The sequence below is a fragment of the Paenibacillus aurantiacus genome, from assembly GCF_042431225.1.
GTDB lineage: Bacteria > Bacillota > Bacilli > Paenibacillales > Paenibacillaceae > Paenibacillus_Z > Paenibacillus_Z aurantiacus.
Window position 1 is genome coordinate 29367 of record NZ_JBHMDO010000054.1, and the last position, 16466, is coordinate 45832.

A 16466-nucleotide genomic window follows, 5' to 3' on the forward strand; every position below is an offset into this window, starting at 1 on the left:
AATAGAAAAAGACCGAGAAATTCCCGGTCTTTCCCGAGGTATTCCCGGTCTTCCTTGCTGGTTTCGCAGATCCGGCTGGCATGGCATCAGGGGGATCAGCCGCTTACGCTTCGGCGCGGATCTTGATGTCCTCGAACGTACTTGGCAGCACGAGCCGCAGCGTGGACGCTTCCGCGTCGAACGACCAGCTTCCGCCGTGCGATTCGAGCGTCGCATCCTCTTCCGGCGTGACGACGAGCACCTGATTCGGGCTGAAGTTCAAATCGTTCACTTCGACCGCCACCGTCTCCCGCCGACCAGGCAGTCCCTTGGACAGGTAGCGAAGCTGAAGGGACACCGCGCCCGGGTCGAACGCGCTTACGACTTCCAGCAAGTTGTACGCTCCCTGTTCGTAGGCATAAGTAGAAGCGTCATCCTCGTACCAGCGTCCGGTTGCGCGCGTTCCAGCCTGAGCGGCGCGAATGACGAGCGCGACCTGCGCCTCGGCATTGAGCACCGGCTTCCACGTCTCCTCCCGAAGCTCCGCGATTACAGCCCCGGCGCGGACGTACATCGGCATCTTCGCAAGAGGCGCATAGGCCATCGCATGCCGGCCGCCTTCGAGATGTTCGCCGCTCCAGAAGTCGACCCATTCGCCCGCCGGCAGATAGACCGTCCGGTATTCCGTGCTCGGCCGCAAAATCGGCGCGACCAGCAGATCTTGGCCGACCAGGAACTGGTCGCAGCAGTTATAGACGTTGCGATCGCCCGGATATTCCAGAATGAGCGGCCGCATGACCGGAAGCCCCGTCTCATGCGCCTCATGGAACAGCGTGTACAAGTACGGGAGAAGGCGGTAGCGCAGACGAATGTAGGTTCTGCAGATGTCCTCGATCTCCGGACCGAACGCCCATGGCTCCTGGCGAATCGATTCCAGCACGCTATGGTTCCGGCAGTAAGGGAAGAAGGCGCCTGCCTGCGTCCAACGGGCCAGCAGTTCCGGCGACGTATGGTGCGCGAAGCCGCCGATGTCCGGGCCTGCGAACGGCTGGCCGGACAGGCCTAGGTTCAGCACCATCGGAATCGACATGGCCAGATGCTCCCAGAAGCTGCGGTTATCTCCCGTCCAGGTCGCCGCGTACTTCTGAATGCCGGCATAGCCGGCGCGCGTGAGCACGAACGGCCGCTCGCCGTTCAGCTGCCGCTTCAATCCTTGCTGCGTCGCCATCGACATAAGCATGCCGTACAGATTATGCAGCTCGCGATGCGTCTTCGGGCTGCCGTCGTTGCGGTGCACGACGTCGAGGTCCATCGTCTTGCTGTCGTTGAATACGGCCGGCTCGTTCATGTCATTCCAGACGCCGTGAATGCCTAAGTCCGTGTAATAGCGATGCAGCTCTCCCCACCAGGTGCGCACATACTCATCCGTAAAATCGGGAAAGGCGCTCGCTCCCGGCCACACGTTCCCAATGAAGATCTCGCCCTCTAGCTTGCGGCAGAAGTAGTCGTTCCGAATGCCTTCCTGATAGGGGGCGTATTCTGGGTCCTTCTTCACGCCGGGATCCACGATCGGCACGATGCGAATGCCCATCTCCTTCAATTCCGCGATCATCGCCTCCGGCTTCGGGAAGCGTACCGGATCGAACGTGAACACGCGATATTCATCCATATAGTGAATATCGAGATAGATGACGTCGCACGGAATCTGCTTGTCGCGGAACGTCCGCGCAAGCGTCAGCACTTCCTCCTGGCTCATATAGCTGTACCGGGATTGGTGGTAGCCGATCGCCCAAGCGGGCGGTAGATCCATCGTCCCCGTTAACCGGCTGTAGCCCCGGATGACGTCCTTTAACTCCGGACCGTGCACGAAGTAGTAATCGATTGTTCCGGAGGTCGTCTGGAACGTGTAGGACTCTTGATCCGAACGCATATCGAAGGCGCAGCGTCCCGGATTGTCGAGGAAAATGCCGTAAGCCGGCTTGTCGTAGCGGAAATGGAGGAGGAACGGGATCGAGACATACAAGGCTTCGATCTCCGGCACATGCGGGTCGAACACGTCCGAATTCCACATGTCGTATTTCTCGCCTTTCTTGTCCAGGAAGCCCGTCTTCTCCCCTAATCCGTATACATGCGAGTCCGGCTCCATCCGCTTGCGGCACCCGTACTGCCCGCGGCCGGACCGGTAGATGCCGGCTTCGTCGGAGACGAGCTCGCCCTCCGCCGTATAGAATGCCAACGCGGCGTTCTGTTTACGAATCTCCACGGTGATGGCCGGCAGCATCAGCCGGTAGCACTCAAGCTCTTCGGCCAGCTGCGACGCGACCGGCACGAACGCTTCCGATTGTACGGCGATCGTAGTGGCCTTATCTTCTCTGTGGTCTGGCAGCAGCTTGACGCGTACGACGGCGGCATTGACCGGCTGCAGCATAAGCGTCGCGTTCTCGCCTCTGAAGTAGTAGGCGTCCTCTCGCAAGTCGACGGCCAGGATCGCGCCGATTTGCCAGCCGCCTTCGTTCAGCGTCAGCGTGCCGCCTTTATCCGGATGTATCGTTTCGCTCGTTAGCATGGTGGTGTCCTACCTTCCTCATTCCTTATCCCTTTACGGAACCTAATGTAATGCCTTTGACGAAATACTTCTGGAAGAACGGATAAATCAAGAGCAGCGGCAGCATCGAGATGAAGATTTTGGCCGCGTTCAGCGTCTGATTGGACAGGCTTGTCATGCGCTTGGCCGTCTCCGCGTCCATCTGCGAAGCATTGACCACGACCGCGACCTGGCGAATGTAGGACTGCAGCGGATAATTCTCGTTCTTGTTCATCAGCACGAGCGCCTGGAAAAATTCATTCCAGTGCCCTACGATCGTGAAGATCAGAATCGTGGCCATCACCGGCTTGGCTAACGGCAGATAGATGCTAAACAAGATCCGCCACGGACCGGCCCCATCCATGAGAGCGGATTCCTCCATCTCCTTCGGCAGGTTGCGGAAATAGTTCATGACGAGAATGACGTTGAAGACGGGAAGTCCGCCGCCGAGCACCAAGCCCCAGATGTTGTTGATCAGCCCGAGGTCCCGCATGGTCATGAACCAAGGAACCAAGCCGCCGCTGAACAGCATGCAGAAGACGAGCAGCCACATGATGACGTTCCGGGGCTTGAACTCGTCGGACGACTTCGACAGCGGGTAAGCCATCAAGAGGACGACGAGGAATGTGACGACGGCTCCGTAGACCACGCGCTGCACGGAAATCCAGAACGAGCGGAAGAATTGCGCGTCCTCCATAATCGCGATATACGAGTTCAAGGTGAACTGCTTCGGCCATGCGAAGACTTGACCCGCCGCGACCGGCGCTTTATCGCTAAGCGAAACAACCAAGGTGTACCAGACGGGCAGCAGGCACAGAAGCGTAATCAAGATCAACAGAAGCACATTGAGTCCGTTGCCCACCTTCGATAATAACGAGCGTTCCTCGACCAAGCCTTACACCTCCTAAAAGATTCTGTAGTTTGCAAACCGGTACGCCAGGCCGTACGTAATCGAAATCATAACGAAGCCGACGACGGACTTGAGCAGCCCGACGGCTGTCGCCAAGCCGTATTGCATATCGATCAGACCCGCGCGATACACCCACGTATCGATGATGTCGCCGGTGGAATAGACAGTCGGATTGTACAAGTTGAAGATTTGGTCGAACCCTGCGTTCAGAATGTTCCCCATGCTTAAGGTGCCGACCAGGACGACGACAGGCACGATGCTGGGCAGCGTGATATGGGTCAACCGCTTGAATTGGGAAGCCCCGTCGATGGCGGCCGCCTCGTACATTTCCGGATTGATCGACGTCAGCGCCGATAAGAAAATGATCGCCGCGAAGCCGAACTCCTTCCAAATATCGCTGGCCACGACCAGCGCCGGGAACAGATCGGGCTTCGCGAAGAACAGCACCGGCTCCGCCCCGAACGAAGTCAGCAGTCGGTTCACCGGACCGGTGTAGGAGAAGATGTCCAGCATAATGCCGGCTACGATGACCCAGGACAGAAAATGCGGCAGGTAAACGGCCGTCTGAACCGATCGGGTAAACAACCGGTGCCTCACCTCGTTGAGCATGAGCGCGAAGATGAGCGGTACGATGAGATTGCCGACCATCTTCAAGAGGGCGATCATGACCGTATTCTTGAAAATAACCCGGCTGTCGTCCAGCTCGAACATGTATCTGAAATGGTCCAAACCGACCCAGGGCGAGCGGAAGACGCCCATGCCGGCGTTGAAATCCTTAAAAGCCATGAGAATGCCGTGCATCGGCAAGATGTTCACGAAGAACAGCCAGAGCAGACCCGGCAGCAGCATCAAGTAATAATGTTTATAGAACGCTTTATTTCGCATGCCGTCTATCCCCTTAATCAAGTCAAGACGGGTGAACCGCGTCACCCGTCTTGAGCATTGTCGAACGATTGCGCCGTTATTTCAATTCATTGACTTCCTTCGTAATTTGGTCGCCGCCTTGTTCCTTCCACTTGCTTACGAACGTATCGAACTCGTCGATCGGCGCGCCGCCCATGATGATCTTCAGGAACGTCTCGTCTTCAAGCTTCTTCAGATTGGTCCACTTGGTCTGCATCGTCTGCGTCTGGGCGGTCGCCAGGCTTCTTACCCAGTTGATGTCCGCATTAATGAAGGCAGAGCCGCCGTTCAAGTGCGCATACAGATGCGAGAAGAAGTCGTTGTCTTTGTTCCAATATTGAATATCGTAGTTGTCGAATGGTTCCAGCTTCACGTCCTTGACGTGGGAAGAGAGCTCATACGTAAAGCCGTAATTCAGCTTGTCGACCTGCTCCAGCGTCATTTCGCCTTTCAGCACCTTTTGCGTCGTGTTGACCGCGTAATCCAGCTGGTCGCCGTGGCCCATGATCAAGAACAGCGGAATTTCCTGGCTCGTCAATTCTTTCCCTACCGCCGTCGCATAGCTTGGGTCCTTCTCCGAAACGTGAATATCGAGCATTTTGAGAACCGCTTCCGGGTGCTTGTACTGCTTCTTCACGACAATGAAGGTGCTGCCGGTTGCTTGGTTGGAATTGAATTTGCCTTCCGCGTCGAGCGGCGCGACGAACGGCTTCCAATTCGCCTTCGCATCGTTCTTGATCGAATCCATCAAGTTGTACGGCGACCACCAAGGCCCGAAGAAGATGCCCGCTTGCCCGCTGGAGATGACTTCCTGGCTGCTCTTGCGCAGGCCGATCTCTTTATCGAGAATGCCTTTGTCATACCAATCCTTCATTAAGGCCAGCGTTGTCTTCGTCTCCGGCTGGATAGAGCCGTAGGCCGCATTGCCGCCTTGATCCTTCACCCAGATGCCGGGATACGCGTCATTGGCGAAGAACAGCGGGGAGAAATTCATGAAATGATCGCTGGAAGCCAGGAAGTTCGAATACAGCGCTCCCCCTTGCCCCGTGCCGACGATGCCGATCGTGTTGTCGCCGCCCAGTTTATTGTCGACGAACGCTTTGGCGATGTTCTCCAGATCCTCCAGCGTCTTCGGCGGCTGCAGGCCCAGCTTATCCAGCCAATCTTGGCGAATCCAGGTCAGCGGCGCCGAAGGCAAGGTCGTCTCGGGCAGCGCGTACAGCTTGCCGTCGAAAGTGACGTTATCGAGCAGCCCCGGATTGGATTCGTAAATTTGCTTCAATCTGTCGTTGCCGTATTTCTCGTACACCTCGGTCAGGTCGGCCAGCTGGCCCGCCTTCGCCATCTGACGAACCTGGGATTCGTTCACGAGCAGGGCATCCGGCAAATCGTTGCTGCCGATCGAGATGCTCACCTTCTGGTTGTAATCCGCGACCGAAGCTTCCCATGTATGCTTGACGACGATATTGTAGGTATCCTTCAGCCAGCGCGTATACGCATTATCCTCCGCCGTGTCGCTGCCCTCGTACTTATAGTTGGGATCGATCGCGCGGCCGATGCCGATCTCTACCGGCTCCGGGAATTTCGCCATCGGATCGATGGCAGCTGCCGCGTTCTCGCCATTGTTCCCGGATGCAGGCGCATTCGCATTCGCATTGCCGCCGTTCTCGTTGCCGCCGCTGCTGCAGGCGCTTAATCCCGCGACGGCCGCCACGAGCAATACCGCCAAACCCGTTTTTGCTTTCTTCATGCAAGTCTTCCCCCTAGGTCAACTGAATTTGTTTTCTAGCTCGATTATAGTCAGAACGCGCGTCCATGCGGGATAGACCGCGCGATCGGATTCGGGTTGAATCTGGCCGATAAAATAAAAAAACGTCCGAAGAAGTTCTACCTTGTTTCGGACGAATTTCTACCCTGCCCGCTTCAGGGCCGGTTATGTTTGCGGTATTCGCTGGGCAGCATGCCGACATGATCCCGGAACAGGCGGCTGAAATATTTCTCGTCATTGTACCCGATCTGCTCCGCGATCCATTGAATCGTCTTGGTCGTGTTTCTTAGAAATTCCTTGGCGCGTTCGATGCGCATATCCCGCAAATAATCCGTGTAGGTCTGCCCGGTAATCTGCTTGAAGCACTGGCTGAAATAGCTGCCGCTCATATTAACCATCTGCGCCATCTCGGCCGCGCTCACCGGCTGATCCATCATTTGCTGCACCAAATTCATCGCCTTCGTCATGCTGGTCTGGATTTCCGCCGAATAGTGGGGCTTCATATTCGACTGGTAGATCAGCTCCCTTGCGCCTCTTAACCAAGCCTCGAATCGAACCCAGCTGGAGAACGTATCTTCGATTTCGATCGGCGCCGTAATGATGTGCTGATACAGCTTGTTCCATTCGTCGGTCAGCGTATAGAACATTCTCGTCAGCCGGATCGGCGGAAGCCTCAACGCTTTCAGCTCGTGCATTCGCCGATCGAACAACGCATCGTCGAAGACCCAATCCGAGGCCAGCCAGCTTTGTTTGACGTCGCCGATCGGGAAGCTTGCTTCTTCTTTATGCCGCTCCAGGATGGCCCCGCTGTCGGCGACGACGATGCTGGAGCGGGATGGCTCGTAATCGTAGAACAAGTCATGATTGCGGTATACCCGAAGCAGATGCATCACCGTTTTGCGGTCGAGCGCGGCCAGATTGCGAAAGCAAACAAACGCGGCATCCGCTCCGGCTGTAACGGATGAGGGCCGGCTGGTCCAATACCAGACGCCGGCGTCCGCCTCCACGGCGCCTGCCTCCCAAGCCTCGCCTAGCTTCGCGTCCTCTCCCTGATCGCTCAGCTTGTACAGCACGTACAATTCGTCCGCCGCGGTCAAATCTCCCTTATCCGGCGCCGCCGGCGCCTGATCGGCTCCCTTCCGGCGCATCAACGCCGCAATGCGCCCGAGCACGTCCTCCAGCTGCTCCTGCTCCAGCTGCGTCTTCGAAATATAGTCGATCGCTCCGAGCCGCAGCGCCTCCTGCACGTATTCGAAGCTTTGATGCAAGGTCAGCACCGCGACTTGAACATGCGGATACAGCCTTCTCGTCTCCCGCATTAATTCGATGCCGGACATGACCGGCATGGAGAGATCGGTGAGCATCAAGTCCACCTTGTTGCTTGCCATGAACTGTAGCGCGTTCTCTCCGTTATTCGCTTCCCCGACCACGACCATGCCGTAATCCTCCCACGGCATAAAGGTCGCAATGCCCTTGCGGACGATCTTCTCATCGTCCACGATCAATACTCGAATCATCGCTCTTCAGCTCCATTAACCGGAATGATCAGCGAGACGGTCGTCCCTTTGCCAACCTCGCTCTTCAGGGCAAAACGGGCCTGCTCCCCATAGTTGGCTTCGAGCACCCGCTTGACGTACCGCATGCCGATGCCCATCCCCATTCGCTTGCTTGCTTCCGCTTCGCCCAGCAGCAGCTGGTCGATTCTCTCCTGGGACATGCCGGCGCCGTTATCTTGTATCGTAATCTTGAGCTCGCCGGCGAGTTGGATGTTCACATGGATATATCCGTCGTCGCTCACCCCGTGATAGAGCGAATTCTCCACGAGCGGCTGCAGAATAAAGCGCGGAATGGTGAACGACATCGCCTCCTCTTCCACGTCGATATCGACATCGAACCTGAAGTCGTACCGGATCTGCTGCAGCGTCAAATATTCCTTCAACGCCTCGATCTCCGCGCCGATCGTCGTCGCCTCGCCCATTTTGCCTAAATTGTAATTGAGCAGCCGGTTGAGGGAGAGCACCAGCTTGTCGATTTCCTTCTGGCCGTTCATCGTCGCGAGCCAATGGACGGTATCCAGCGTATTCATCAGAAAATGCGGATTGATCTGGTATAGCAGCTTCTCGACCTCCAGATCCGCTCTGCGCTTCTCCTTCTGCTCGATCTCCCCGTACAAATCCCAAATCTTCGTCTTCATATTGCGGATCTGGTACAACAGATAGTCGAATTCCGGAATGTGAATCGCGTCGGTGGACGCCTTGACGTTCGAATGAAGCAGCGATTTGATCTCTTTGTTGAATCGGTCGAGCGGGCGGTAGACCATCTTCCATAGGATCCATGCGGTCAACGCCGCCGCCAGCAAGAAGAACAGGAAGAAGCCGGTGATCTGAAGCAGCCATTGATTCTTCTCGCGGTTGAGCTCGTCCGTCGGAAGTACGGACACCAGGCTCCATCCTTGATTGCTCGTTACGATATACCAGGCGTCGCTCCCGTAGGTGCCCGATACCGTCTCCTGACTTCCCCTAGGGAACGGCCGATCCTGCGGAAAGCGGTCGCCAACCTGGCTGTAGGCGACGCGGTCGTCGTTGTCCAAAATGAGCAGGCGGCGCTTGGAAATCTGCTCATGCGCCGGCTCGAGGATATTCTTGAGCACATTGAATCCCGTCTCGATATAAAGATAAAGGTTCTGCTCCGGCAGATTGACCCGGCGCATCGTGCTAATGACCGGCTGGTTGATGGACCGATTGATGCTCAAGTGCGGCCCGAAATAGGTAATCTCCGGATATCGAGCCATGACGGGAAGCTCACTGGGCTCGAAGCGGTTATCGCGGACGAAGAAATTCTCGAAGTCATAGGTACGCGTATCCGGAGCGTAGTACATGGTCAGCCCGACATTCGGATTGGAGAAGACGATCACGTTCAGCTCGCTCTTGATCTCGTTGCGAAGCTGTAACTTCTCGTAAGGCTCCGTCACGCCCTGAAGCCGTTCGATCAGCTTATTCGTCCCGCCGTCGAAAGCAATCTGCTGCGAAACATGGTTCAAATTGTTCAGCGTATTCTCCATCGCGAGCAAATCCTGTTCCAATTCGCTCTTGATCGAGCTCTCCACCTTATTGGTAATAATGGAATCGATCGTATAGAACGACACCATCCCTAGACAAATAAACGGGATCAAGCTGCTCACGATGAAAATCGTGATGATTCGATTCTTGAAGGTCACCTGCTTGAAACCGCTGCGCAGCGTATGTCTGATCATCGTTCCCCCTCCCGTTCAACCATATTAACACGGTCTGCGGGTCTATCACTATATTGCGCCAGACGTAAATAGCCTCCCCCTGCCTATTCTAGCGGCATGGGGAGGCCTAGCAGCTCGGTTAGCGCGCGATCTTGACGACGCGATACAGCATGACGCCAGCTTCGCCTCGGGTAAGGGCCGCTTGGGGTTTCAGGTCCACCCGCGCTTCCGTAGTAACCCAGGATATAAAGCGCTTACAGTCAGCCTTGGATCAATATAGCATGAGAGCTGAGGCAAGCGGGATAGACAATACTTCTCCATTAGGAGGAACAATCGACGTAATTAACGCCTGGTCCGCGCGCGGCCAAGAATCTTCTACCTTTCTGGATAAAAACTTTCCCCCTTGCCCTACCATGTTGTCAGTTAATCGTACGGGTAAGGAATTCGCAGCCTGTGGTTGGCGTGGGCTTTCTTAATTGATTTCATTATATCTTTCGACTGCCTTGCCTAGCAGATAATAGAAATTCTCGGGTGTACCGTCCGTTGTGCTCAGGAACTGGCCGTTCAGGTCGGTTTCAGATACAGGTTGCTTCTTATTGATGCGTTCAATGATTTTCGAAGCGGCCGCTTTTAACTCCGTGGCTGAATGAACATAGTTCTCGATGCTGAAACTGTTAACCCCTTCGATTTGTATTCGTTTCTTGTCTTTTGCGATGGTCGTGAGCGCATTCAAATCTTCTGTCATCATGTCGTATTTGGCTTTAAACTTCGTCATATCGAGCTGCAGCACATTGCCGGCGTTGATTCCCTGCTCTTCCATTTCAATGGACACAGCTTCAGCATCGATCATGAACTTCAGCGCGCTATACATGATCTGCTGGTCCGCATCCTTACGTTTTTGCAACTCGGCCTGACGCTGCTCGTTCCCCAAATTTTGCAAAGCGGTGAAGTATTGCTTGGCGACAGTCTCGTAAGCGATATTGGCGCTTACTAGCTTGGCATGCAGCTGTTTTCCTTTCGCGAAATCATCATCCACGTAGCCCCTGCTATCATAGTAGGCTTTCATCTCGTCCAAGACGGACAACAGATCTTTGATGACCGGCGTCAGCTTGATCACGACAGGATCCGCGTTCGCAAAAGCAGGTTGGCTTGCGGTATAGCCGTTCGCTTTGTCGATAACTTCCCGCTCCGTTTCAGCAACGCCGATCATGATGAAGCTGAGGTTCTTCTCGATCACAGGCTGCTGATCAGCTCCGAATTTCTCGAAATAATGAACCAGTACCTCATTGATTCGGCCCGTCATCAAGTTATTGAGCCCCACATACGCGTTGTATTTCTCGATTTTTTTGCTCTCGCCGGACGTAACGCCTGCAACCGCTTGATCCAAGGTGGATGAAGTGGACGAACAAGCGGACAACATGGCACCTAACATGATAATGACCATAAAGAATGATAGCTTTCGCACAAACGTGATTCCTCCGACTGCGAATTTGTGAAACATATCTATTGAATTCTAGAATGATTCGGTGAATAGATCTTGAGTCTTGAGTAGCAATTGCGTCAATCATTCCTTCAAATGTCATTTCCTCCTTTCTTTCTTTCTTTCTTTGCCAATCTGGTTTGTCTGATGACGATTCTTCGTTCCACTCGTCAAAAAGCCAGCAAGCCTCTCATTCGAGGAGCTTGCTGGCTCTTTTTGATCAAGTAAAATCATTTGCCTGCCAAAGCATCTCTGTCGATGGATTCCGGCTGCTTCTCCAGCCATCCCTTTTTAACCATAATGTTAAAGCACATACCGCCGGCTTCCATGGCATGGTTACTGACGCTTTTATAATTCAAGGCTACATCAGATCGCAGGGTCGTGCCGATTGCTGCGCCATAGTAGGTCAATGCGGCGTTCACGAGAAACGAAGCATGAAACATGATCAGCCTATCCGAAAAAGGACTGATGATGGAGTCCGTGATCTCGTCATCCCACCGCTGGGGGATGGATAGATGGTCGTCTCTTAAAAAGGCGTCAAAGCTGTCGGCATCCTGCCCGGCTAGCTTTCCGTTTTTTCGCAAAAATTCGCGCACCTCCTCCTCCTGGGCAACTTGGCTAAACGCGATGCTCAGCGTCCGGACGAATGCGGTTTTCTTGGAGTTGAAGAATAGGTTCGTGATCTCAGACGCATTTAACGGTCTTTTATCTCCAAACAAGTTGGTTAGAATTCCGGTTGCATGCAGATACTCATTCGTATGAGGAGATGGGACATTGGGGATGCTTGAGAACTTGGGCCAGGATCGGCCTAGAAGGGATATTCGCTGATAGATTTCCTTGGTCGATACAATGCAATCGAAAAAATAATCCTGAATATCCGGCCGTTCGCAGCTGGATAAAGCTAAGCTATAAGCGCTGATTCCGTGTAAGGTCATAATATAGGAGTAAAAGAGTAGAAAACGGTCGGAAAATAGACGCGGCGCTTGGAGATTCACGTCGCCTTCGCTAAAACCGTCCGGCACGAGAAAGTTAGCTTCGTCCAGAAACCCTTTTATTTTCTTAACGTGGCCTTCCGCCAGCTGCAGTAACGTGTTCAAAATCGGCTTGATCTCATTGTCTTCCGCAATCTTGACGAAATAGTTGTAGACGCATATGGACATCGTATCGCCCATGTATTGGAACCAGAGTGCGGATACTTCAGCAGATGTTAAGGATTGATGTTCTCGGTGATGTCCGTTGAAAAACAACATGATCCATATTCCTCCCGGCAGTTTAGCAATGAAGTTATTTTGTCAATAGATGGTTATTGTTATGCAAACGTCATAGTCCTGCCCGGCGAATTTGCACGATGTCATTCGTTCTATTCCATTTAATCCCTCTTTACTTCAATATCATTCGAAATTAATTCATACAAGTCACGAACATCGCAACCGATGGAATCTGCGATCGATATGGCAATCTTGAGTGGCATTACCCTTTTATTTTCAATAAAGTCGTATACTCGTTCCGGTTTAAACAGCAAGTCTTTTGCCAGCCATTCCGCCGACTTTCCGGATTCCATCAATCGTTCATTCAGTAAGCAACGTCCTAGTTCAAATTTCAAGAAGCGATGACCTCCCACATAAGATTCTATCTTAAGCGTTGTCCGATGCTGGTACGAATATACCCAAAAAGAAATTAGACAGTTTAGAGGAGGCTATCAACCGCTAAAAAATATGCGAATTCCTTGGTACTTGTACGTGTCCCAATCTACTATTTTTGGCATCTAATATGAAATAAACCACTTAGGGGTGGTGATCTTTTATGACACGGAGAATATATGTCAGCGACTCGCATTTTTCATGCTGTAACGGTCATGGAACAACAGGGCCGACCGGCGCGACCGGAGCTACAGGGCCGACTGGCGTGACCGGAGCTACGGGGCCGACTGGCGTGACCGGAGCTACAGGGCCGACTGGCGTGACCGGAGCTACAGGGCCAACTGGCGTGACCGGAGCTACAGGGCCGACCGGCGTGACCGGAGCTACGGGGCCGACTGGCGCGACCGGAGCTACAGGGCCGACCGGCGTGACCGGAGCTACAGGGCCGACTGGCGTGACCGGAGCTACAGGGCCAACTGGCGTGACCGGAGCTACAGGGCCAACTGGCGTGACCGGTGCTACAGGGCCGACCGGCGTGACCGGAGCTACGGGGCCGACTGGCGCGACCGGGGCCAATGGTATTTTTCAGCAGTTTCAGGATTCAGAAAATTCGCCGAATACTTCCGGCAGCTCTGCGATTCCTATCGTCGCCGCTACCACTGTTCTTAAAACCATTACGATGACAAGCGTTCCGGCTGGAAGCCGTATTTGGCTGACCGGAATAGTTGGATGGCAGTCTACGGCAGGCACAACCTCCGTTCAGCTTCAAATTGTTCGAGGCGCAACCGTTATATTCAGCATTAATAAGCACGCGTCCGCAAATGGCAACTTTGATATTATTTCGGCCAATCATGTTGATCTGACGCCAGGGACAGGCAATGTGACGTACACCTTGAATATACAAGCCCTTACAGGGTCCGGGAATGCTATTGGAGGTATAACCTTTACAGGGGCATTGATACAGCCGTAAAGGACTCAACGTTCTCCTTTGGGAAAGGGTGCTTATCATGATCACGGTAAGTCTATGTATGATTGTCAGGGATGAGGAAGATACACTCGAACGCTGCTTGTCGTCGGTAGTCTCAGCTGTGGACGAAATTATCATCGTGGATACGGGATCAACGGATCAGACGAGAGACATTGCGGGCCGTTTCACGGATCAAATTTACGATTTCAAGTGGATTGACGACTTCGCCGCAGCCCGTAACTATGCGTTTGATCTGGCAACGAAAGACTATATCCTTTGGCTGGACGCAGATGATCTGATGCAAGAGGAGGCGTGCAACAAACTGATTCGCTTGAAGGAAACGCTCGATCCCACGATTGATTCTGTCACCATGGACTATCTACTAGCCTTTGATGAATACGGGAATGCGACTTCGAGCGTAAGACGGAATCGGCTCGTCAAACGACAAAATCATTTTCGATGGATCGGGGCGGTTCATGAGTATTTGGAAGTATGGGGGAACATCTTGCACAGTGACATTGAGGTTACGCATTGCAGCATTCGCCACGACAGCGATAGAAACATAACCATTTATGAAAAACGGCTTTCAGCGGGAGAATCATTTTCGCCGAGAGATTTATATTACTATGCGAATGAGCTGGTCGATCATAGGCGGTTTAAAGAAGCGATTCGGTACTATCGGCAGTTTCTTGACTCAAGGCAAGGATGGATGGAGGACAATATTTCGGCGTGCGGGAGACTGGCGGATTGTTTCCATGAGCTAGGGGATCGGGAGCAAGAATATGCCTCCATCTTGCGTTCTTTTCAGTATGATCGTCCCAGGGCCGAATTTTGCTGCCGTTTGGGGTATCACTTTTTGCAAAGCAATGAGATCCAAACGTCCATATTCTGGTACAAACTGGCGACTACCCTGGAACGGCCCAAAGACCATCTCGGGTTTCATAATCGAGCTTGTTCCACCTGGCTTCCGCATCTCCAGTTGTGCGTCTGCTACGACCGGATGGGGGACTTGGACTCGGCCTATCATCATAACGAAATCGCTCGAAGCTATCATCCGACTGATTCTCGAATTGTTCATAATAAGCAGTATCTTGAGACTATGATCGAAAGTTCTAAGGGGGAACAGGGCCATGGCACCGGCGATGCTGTTCGCGTGTTGATCGGGAGCCCGGTTCATCAGAAACCGGCTATTTTGCGTGAATTTCTGTCTTCATTGCGAAGATTAAGCGATGCTTCAATCGAATTCAGCTATTATTTCATTGACGATAATCAAGACACGCAGTCGAGCGCGATGCTGCGCGATTTTGCGTGTGAGGTTCCTCGTGTTACGATCCATCGGACCGTTCGGCAGCATGAATACATTCGCGATGAAGACACGCATTGTTGGAATGAGCAGCTGATTTGGAATGTGGCTGAATTGAAGAATCGGATCATCAAGCAGGCTGTCGATCAGGAGTTCGATTTTCTGTTCGTAGTTGATTCCGATTTGGTCTTGCATACCAAAACAGTAGAGCAGTTAGTAGCCGCGGGCAAGGATATTATATCGGAAATCTTCTGGACACGATGGAGGCCTGAATCAGAGCCGTTACCCCAGGTTTGGCTTCGCGACGAGTATATGCAGTGGGAACAGCATCGGGGAGAGACGTTGAGCGATTCGGAAATTGCCGCCAGACAAGAACAATTTTTATCGCGCCTAACCATTCCCGGCGTATACGAGGTGGGGGGATTAGGGGCTTGTACGCTCATAAGCCGCCGCGCGTTAACTTCAGGCGTTGATTTCAAGCCTATCAAAAACCTTTCCTTCTGGGGAGAAGATCGCCACTTTTGCGTACGCGCGGCTGCGCTTGGATTCCCGCTCTTTGTGGATACGCATTATCCGGCTTATCATATTTATCGGGAATCGGATTTGCAGGGCGTATCGGAATGGGTTAGTCGAAACTAGGCATGAGATTTTCTGCGGATTTGTCTATGCCGAAGCACGATGTTGTAACGTCCTCTGCACACTTGGGATTCTCCCCCGGCCCATCGAATCGTAAGTCTAGTTAAGGAAGGAAGCACAATCGACACTTGCTGGGATTGCCTTATGGTTTGCGTAATTTCTTTCGTTCGCATCTGTATGATGGCTTCCATCTCGCAGTTGCTATCGTTCTGGAGTAGAAGCGAGGCTGACGGCAGTACGCCTACCGCTCTAAAGTACACTTGCGGCGGAGCATCGGATTTTTGAAAAATGACGCCGCATGCTTCCTCAATATAATCATTCGTTTGTCTTTTGCCTCGATTTCTTTTCTTCGGCGGACAGGATGTTCTCGTATTCACGCTCACGATTGTCGTTTGTTTATTGACCCGAATCGATTTCCCCATACTACTCACCTCTCTGGATTAACCTAAGGCAGGGCAGACGTTATATACTTTCATATCGTTATACGGCAAGAAATGTACTGGGTAAACACACAAAGTCCGGTATATATAATGATTGCGCCTAATGAAACACGATAATTTGGACAGATAGCCTGATGAAATCGCTCAGTCAGAAGTGGACGCATCAAAGTACCATGTAAAGAATCGAAAGGAGGAATTCTACTATGGGGTGTCGAGGTAGTTCATCGCGTAGTCCGATGGTTGCCGAGAGTAATTTTTCGTGTTGCAATCAGGTGACGTTTGTTCAGGATCAAGTCTGTTATCCAATCAACATCACGCCAATAGCTGGAGCGATCACACAAGATCTGTACCGCCTAAACGTAAATCCTGCAAGCGTATATGCAACCGGAACGATCACGGTCGGTGCTGCTCCTGCAGGGAGAGCCATAACGGTTAACTTTCTTGTAGGCGGGCCAACAGGAACGGTCATTGAAACGGATACGATTACGCCGGGTACTGCCTTTGCTTTCACCAAAACCGGATTCGACACGATTCAACTCGTGGTGGCAGCAGGTGCCGCCGTTACGCCGAATATAACAGGTGAGTTTTGCATTACGCCGCGATACCCTCTTAGTGCATAACGGC

13 protein-coding genes are annotated in these 16466 nt (G+C 53.0%); 3 read left to right on the forward strand and 10 right to left on the reverse strand.

Going from position 1 to position 16466, the window contains the following annotated elements:
- Positions 1-103: 103 nt before the first annotated feature.
- The 9 genes from ACFFSY_RS33110 to ACFFSY_RS33150 form a co-directional block, all read right to left on the reverse strand.
- Entirely contained in the window at positions 104-2545 is a 2442-nt protein-coding gene (locus ACFFSY_RS33110; protein ID WP_377502559.1) for a glycoside hydrolase family 31 protein, read from the reverse strand.
- A 25-nt stretch (positions 2546-2570) separates the two neighbouring features.
- On the reverse strand, positions 2571-3455 hold the full coding sequence (locus tag ACFFSY_RS33115) for a carbohydrate ABC transporter permease (protein ID WP_377502561.1): 885 nt from the start codon (positions 3453-3455) through the stop codon (positions 2571-2573).
- Positions 3456-3467: 12 nt separating this feature from the next.
- Positions 3468-4358 (reverse strand): ABC transporter permease, encoded by an 891-nt coding sequence (locus ACFFSY_RS33120; RefSeq protein ID WP_377502563.1) that lies wholly within the window; start codon positions 4356-4358, stop codon positions 3468-3470.
- Positions 4359-4434: 76 nt separating this feature from the next.
- Positions 4435-6126 (reverse strand): extracellular solute-binding protein, encoded by a 1692-nt coding sequence (locus tag ACFFSY_RS33125; RefSeq protein ID WP_377502565.1) that lies wholly within the window; start codon positions 6124-6126, stop codon positions 4435-4437.
- Positions 6127-6299: 173 nt separating this feature from the next.
- Positions 6300-7661, reverse strand: a complete 1362-nt coding sequence (locus tag ACFFSY_RS33130) for a response regulator transcription factor (RefSeq protein ID WP_377502567.1) — start codon at positions 7659-7661, stop codon at positions 6300-6302.
- Entirely contained in the window at positions 7658-9397 is a 1740-nt protein-coding gene (locus ACFFSY_RS33135; protein WP_377502569.1) for a sensor histidine kinase, read from the reverse strand. The genes ACFFSY_RS33130 and ACFFSY_RS33135 overlap by 4 nt, the downstream gene beginning before the upstream one ends.
- Before the next feature lie 451 nt (positions 9398-9848).
- Positions 9849-10877 (reverse strand): YiiG family protein, encoded by a 1029-nt coding sequence (locus ACFFSY_RS33140; protein WP_377502571.1) that lies wholly within the window; start codon positions 10875-10877, stop codon positions 9849-9851.
- Between the two features lie 209 nt (positions 10878-11086).
- Positions 11087-12106: a DUF3231 family protein gene (locus ACFFSY_RS33145; RefSeq protein ID WP_377502573.1), complete on the reverse strand. Its 1020-nt coding sequence runs from the start codon at positions 12104-12106 to the stop codon at positions 11087-11089.
- A gap of 119 nt (positions 12107-12225) precedes the next feature.
- Positions 12226-12459 (reverse strand): XRE family transcriptional regulator, encoded by a 234-nt coding sequence (locus tag ACFFSY_RS33150; RefSeq protein WP_377502574.1) that lies wholly within the window; start codon positions 12457-12459, stop codon positions 12226-12228.
- Positions 12460-12659: 200 nt separating this feature from the next.
- Between ACFFSY_RS33150 and ACFFSY_RS33155 the strand changes: the two genes are divergently transcribed.
- Positions 12660-13466: a collagen-like domain-containing protein gene (locus ACFFSY_RS33155; protein ID WP_377502576.1), complete on the forward strand. Its 807-nt coding sequence runs from the start codon at positions 12660-12662 to the stop codon at positions 13464-13466.
- A gap of 37 nt (positions 13467-13503) precedes the next feature.
- Positions 13504-15405 (forward strand): glycosyltransferase, encoded by a 1902-nt coding sequence (locus ACFFSY_RS33160; RefSeq protein WP_377502578.1) that lies wholly within the window; start codon positions 13504-13506, stop codon positions 15403-15405.
- On the opposite strand, the gene ACFFSY_RS33165 is transcribed toward ACFFSY_RS33160, so the two are convergent.
- Positions 15402-15824 (reverse strand): S-Ena type endospore appendage, encoded by a 423-nt coding sequence (locus ACFFSY_RS33165; RefSeq protein WP_377502580.1) that lies wholly within the window; start codon positions 15822-15824, stop codon positions 15402-15404. The two genes, ACFFSY_RS33160 and ACFFSY_RS33165, sit on opposite strands and share 4 nt — an antisense overlap.
- 221 nt (positions 15825-16045) lie before the next feature.
- On the opposite strand from ACFFSY_RS33165, the gene ACFFSY_RS33170 reads away from it, so the two are divergent.
- Complete coding sequence (locus ACFFSY_RS33170; protein ID WP_377502582.1) at positions 16046-16462, forward strand: DUF3992 domain-containing protein; 417 nt, start codon at positions 16046-16048, stop codon at positions 16460-16462.
- The last annotated feature ends 4 nt before the right edge of the window (positions 16463-16466 follow it).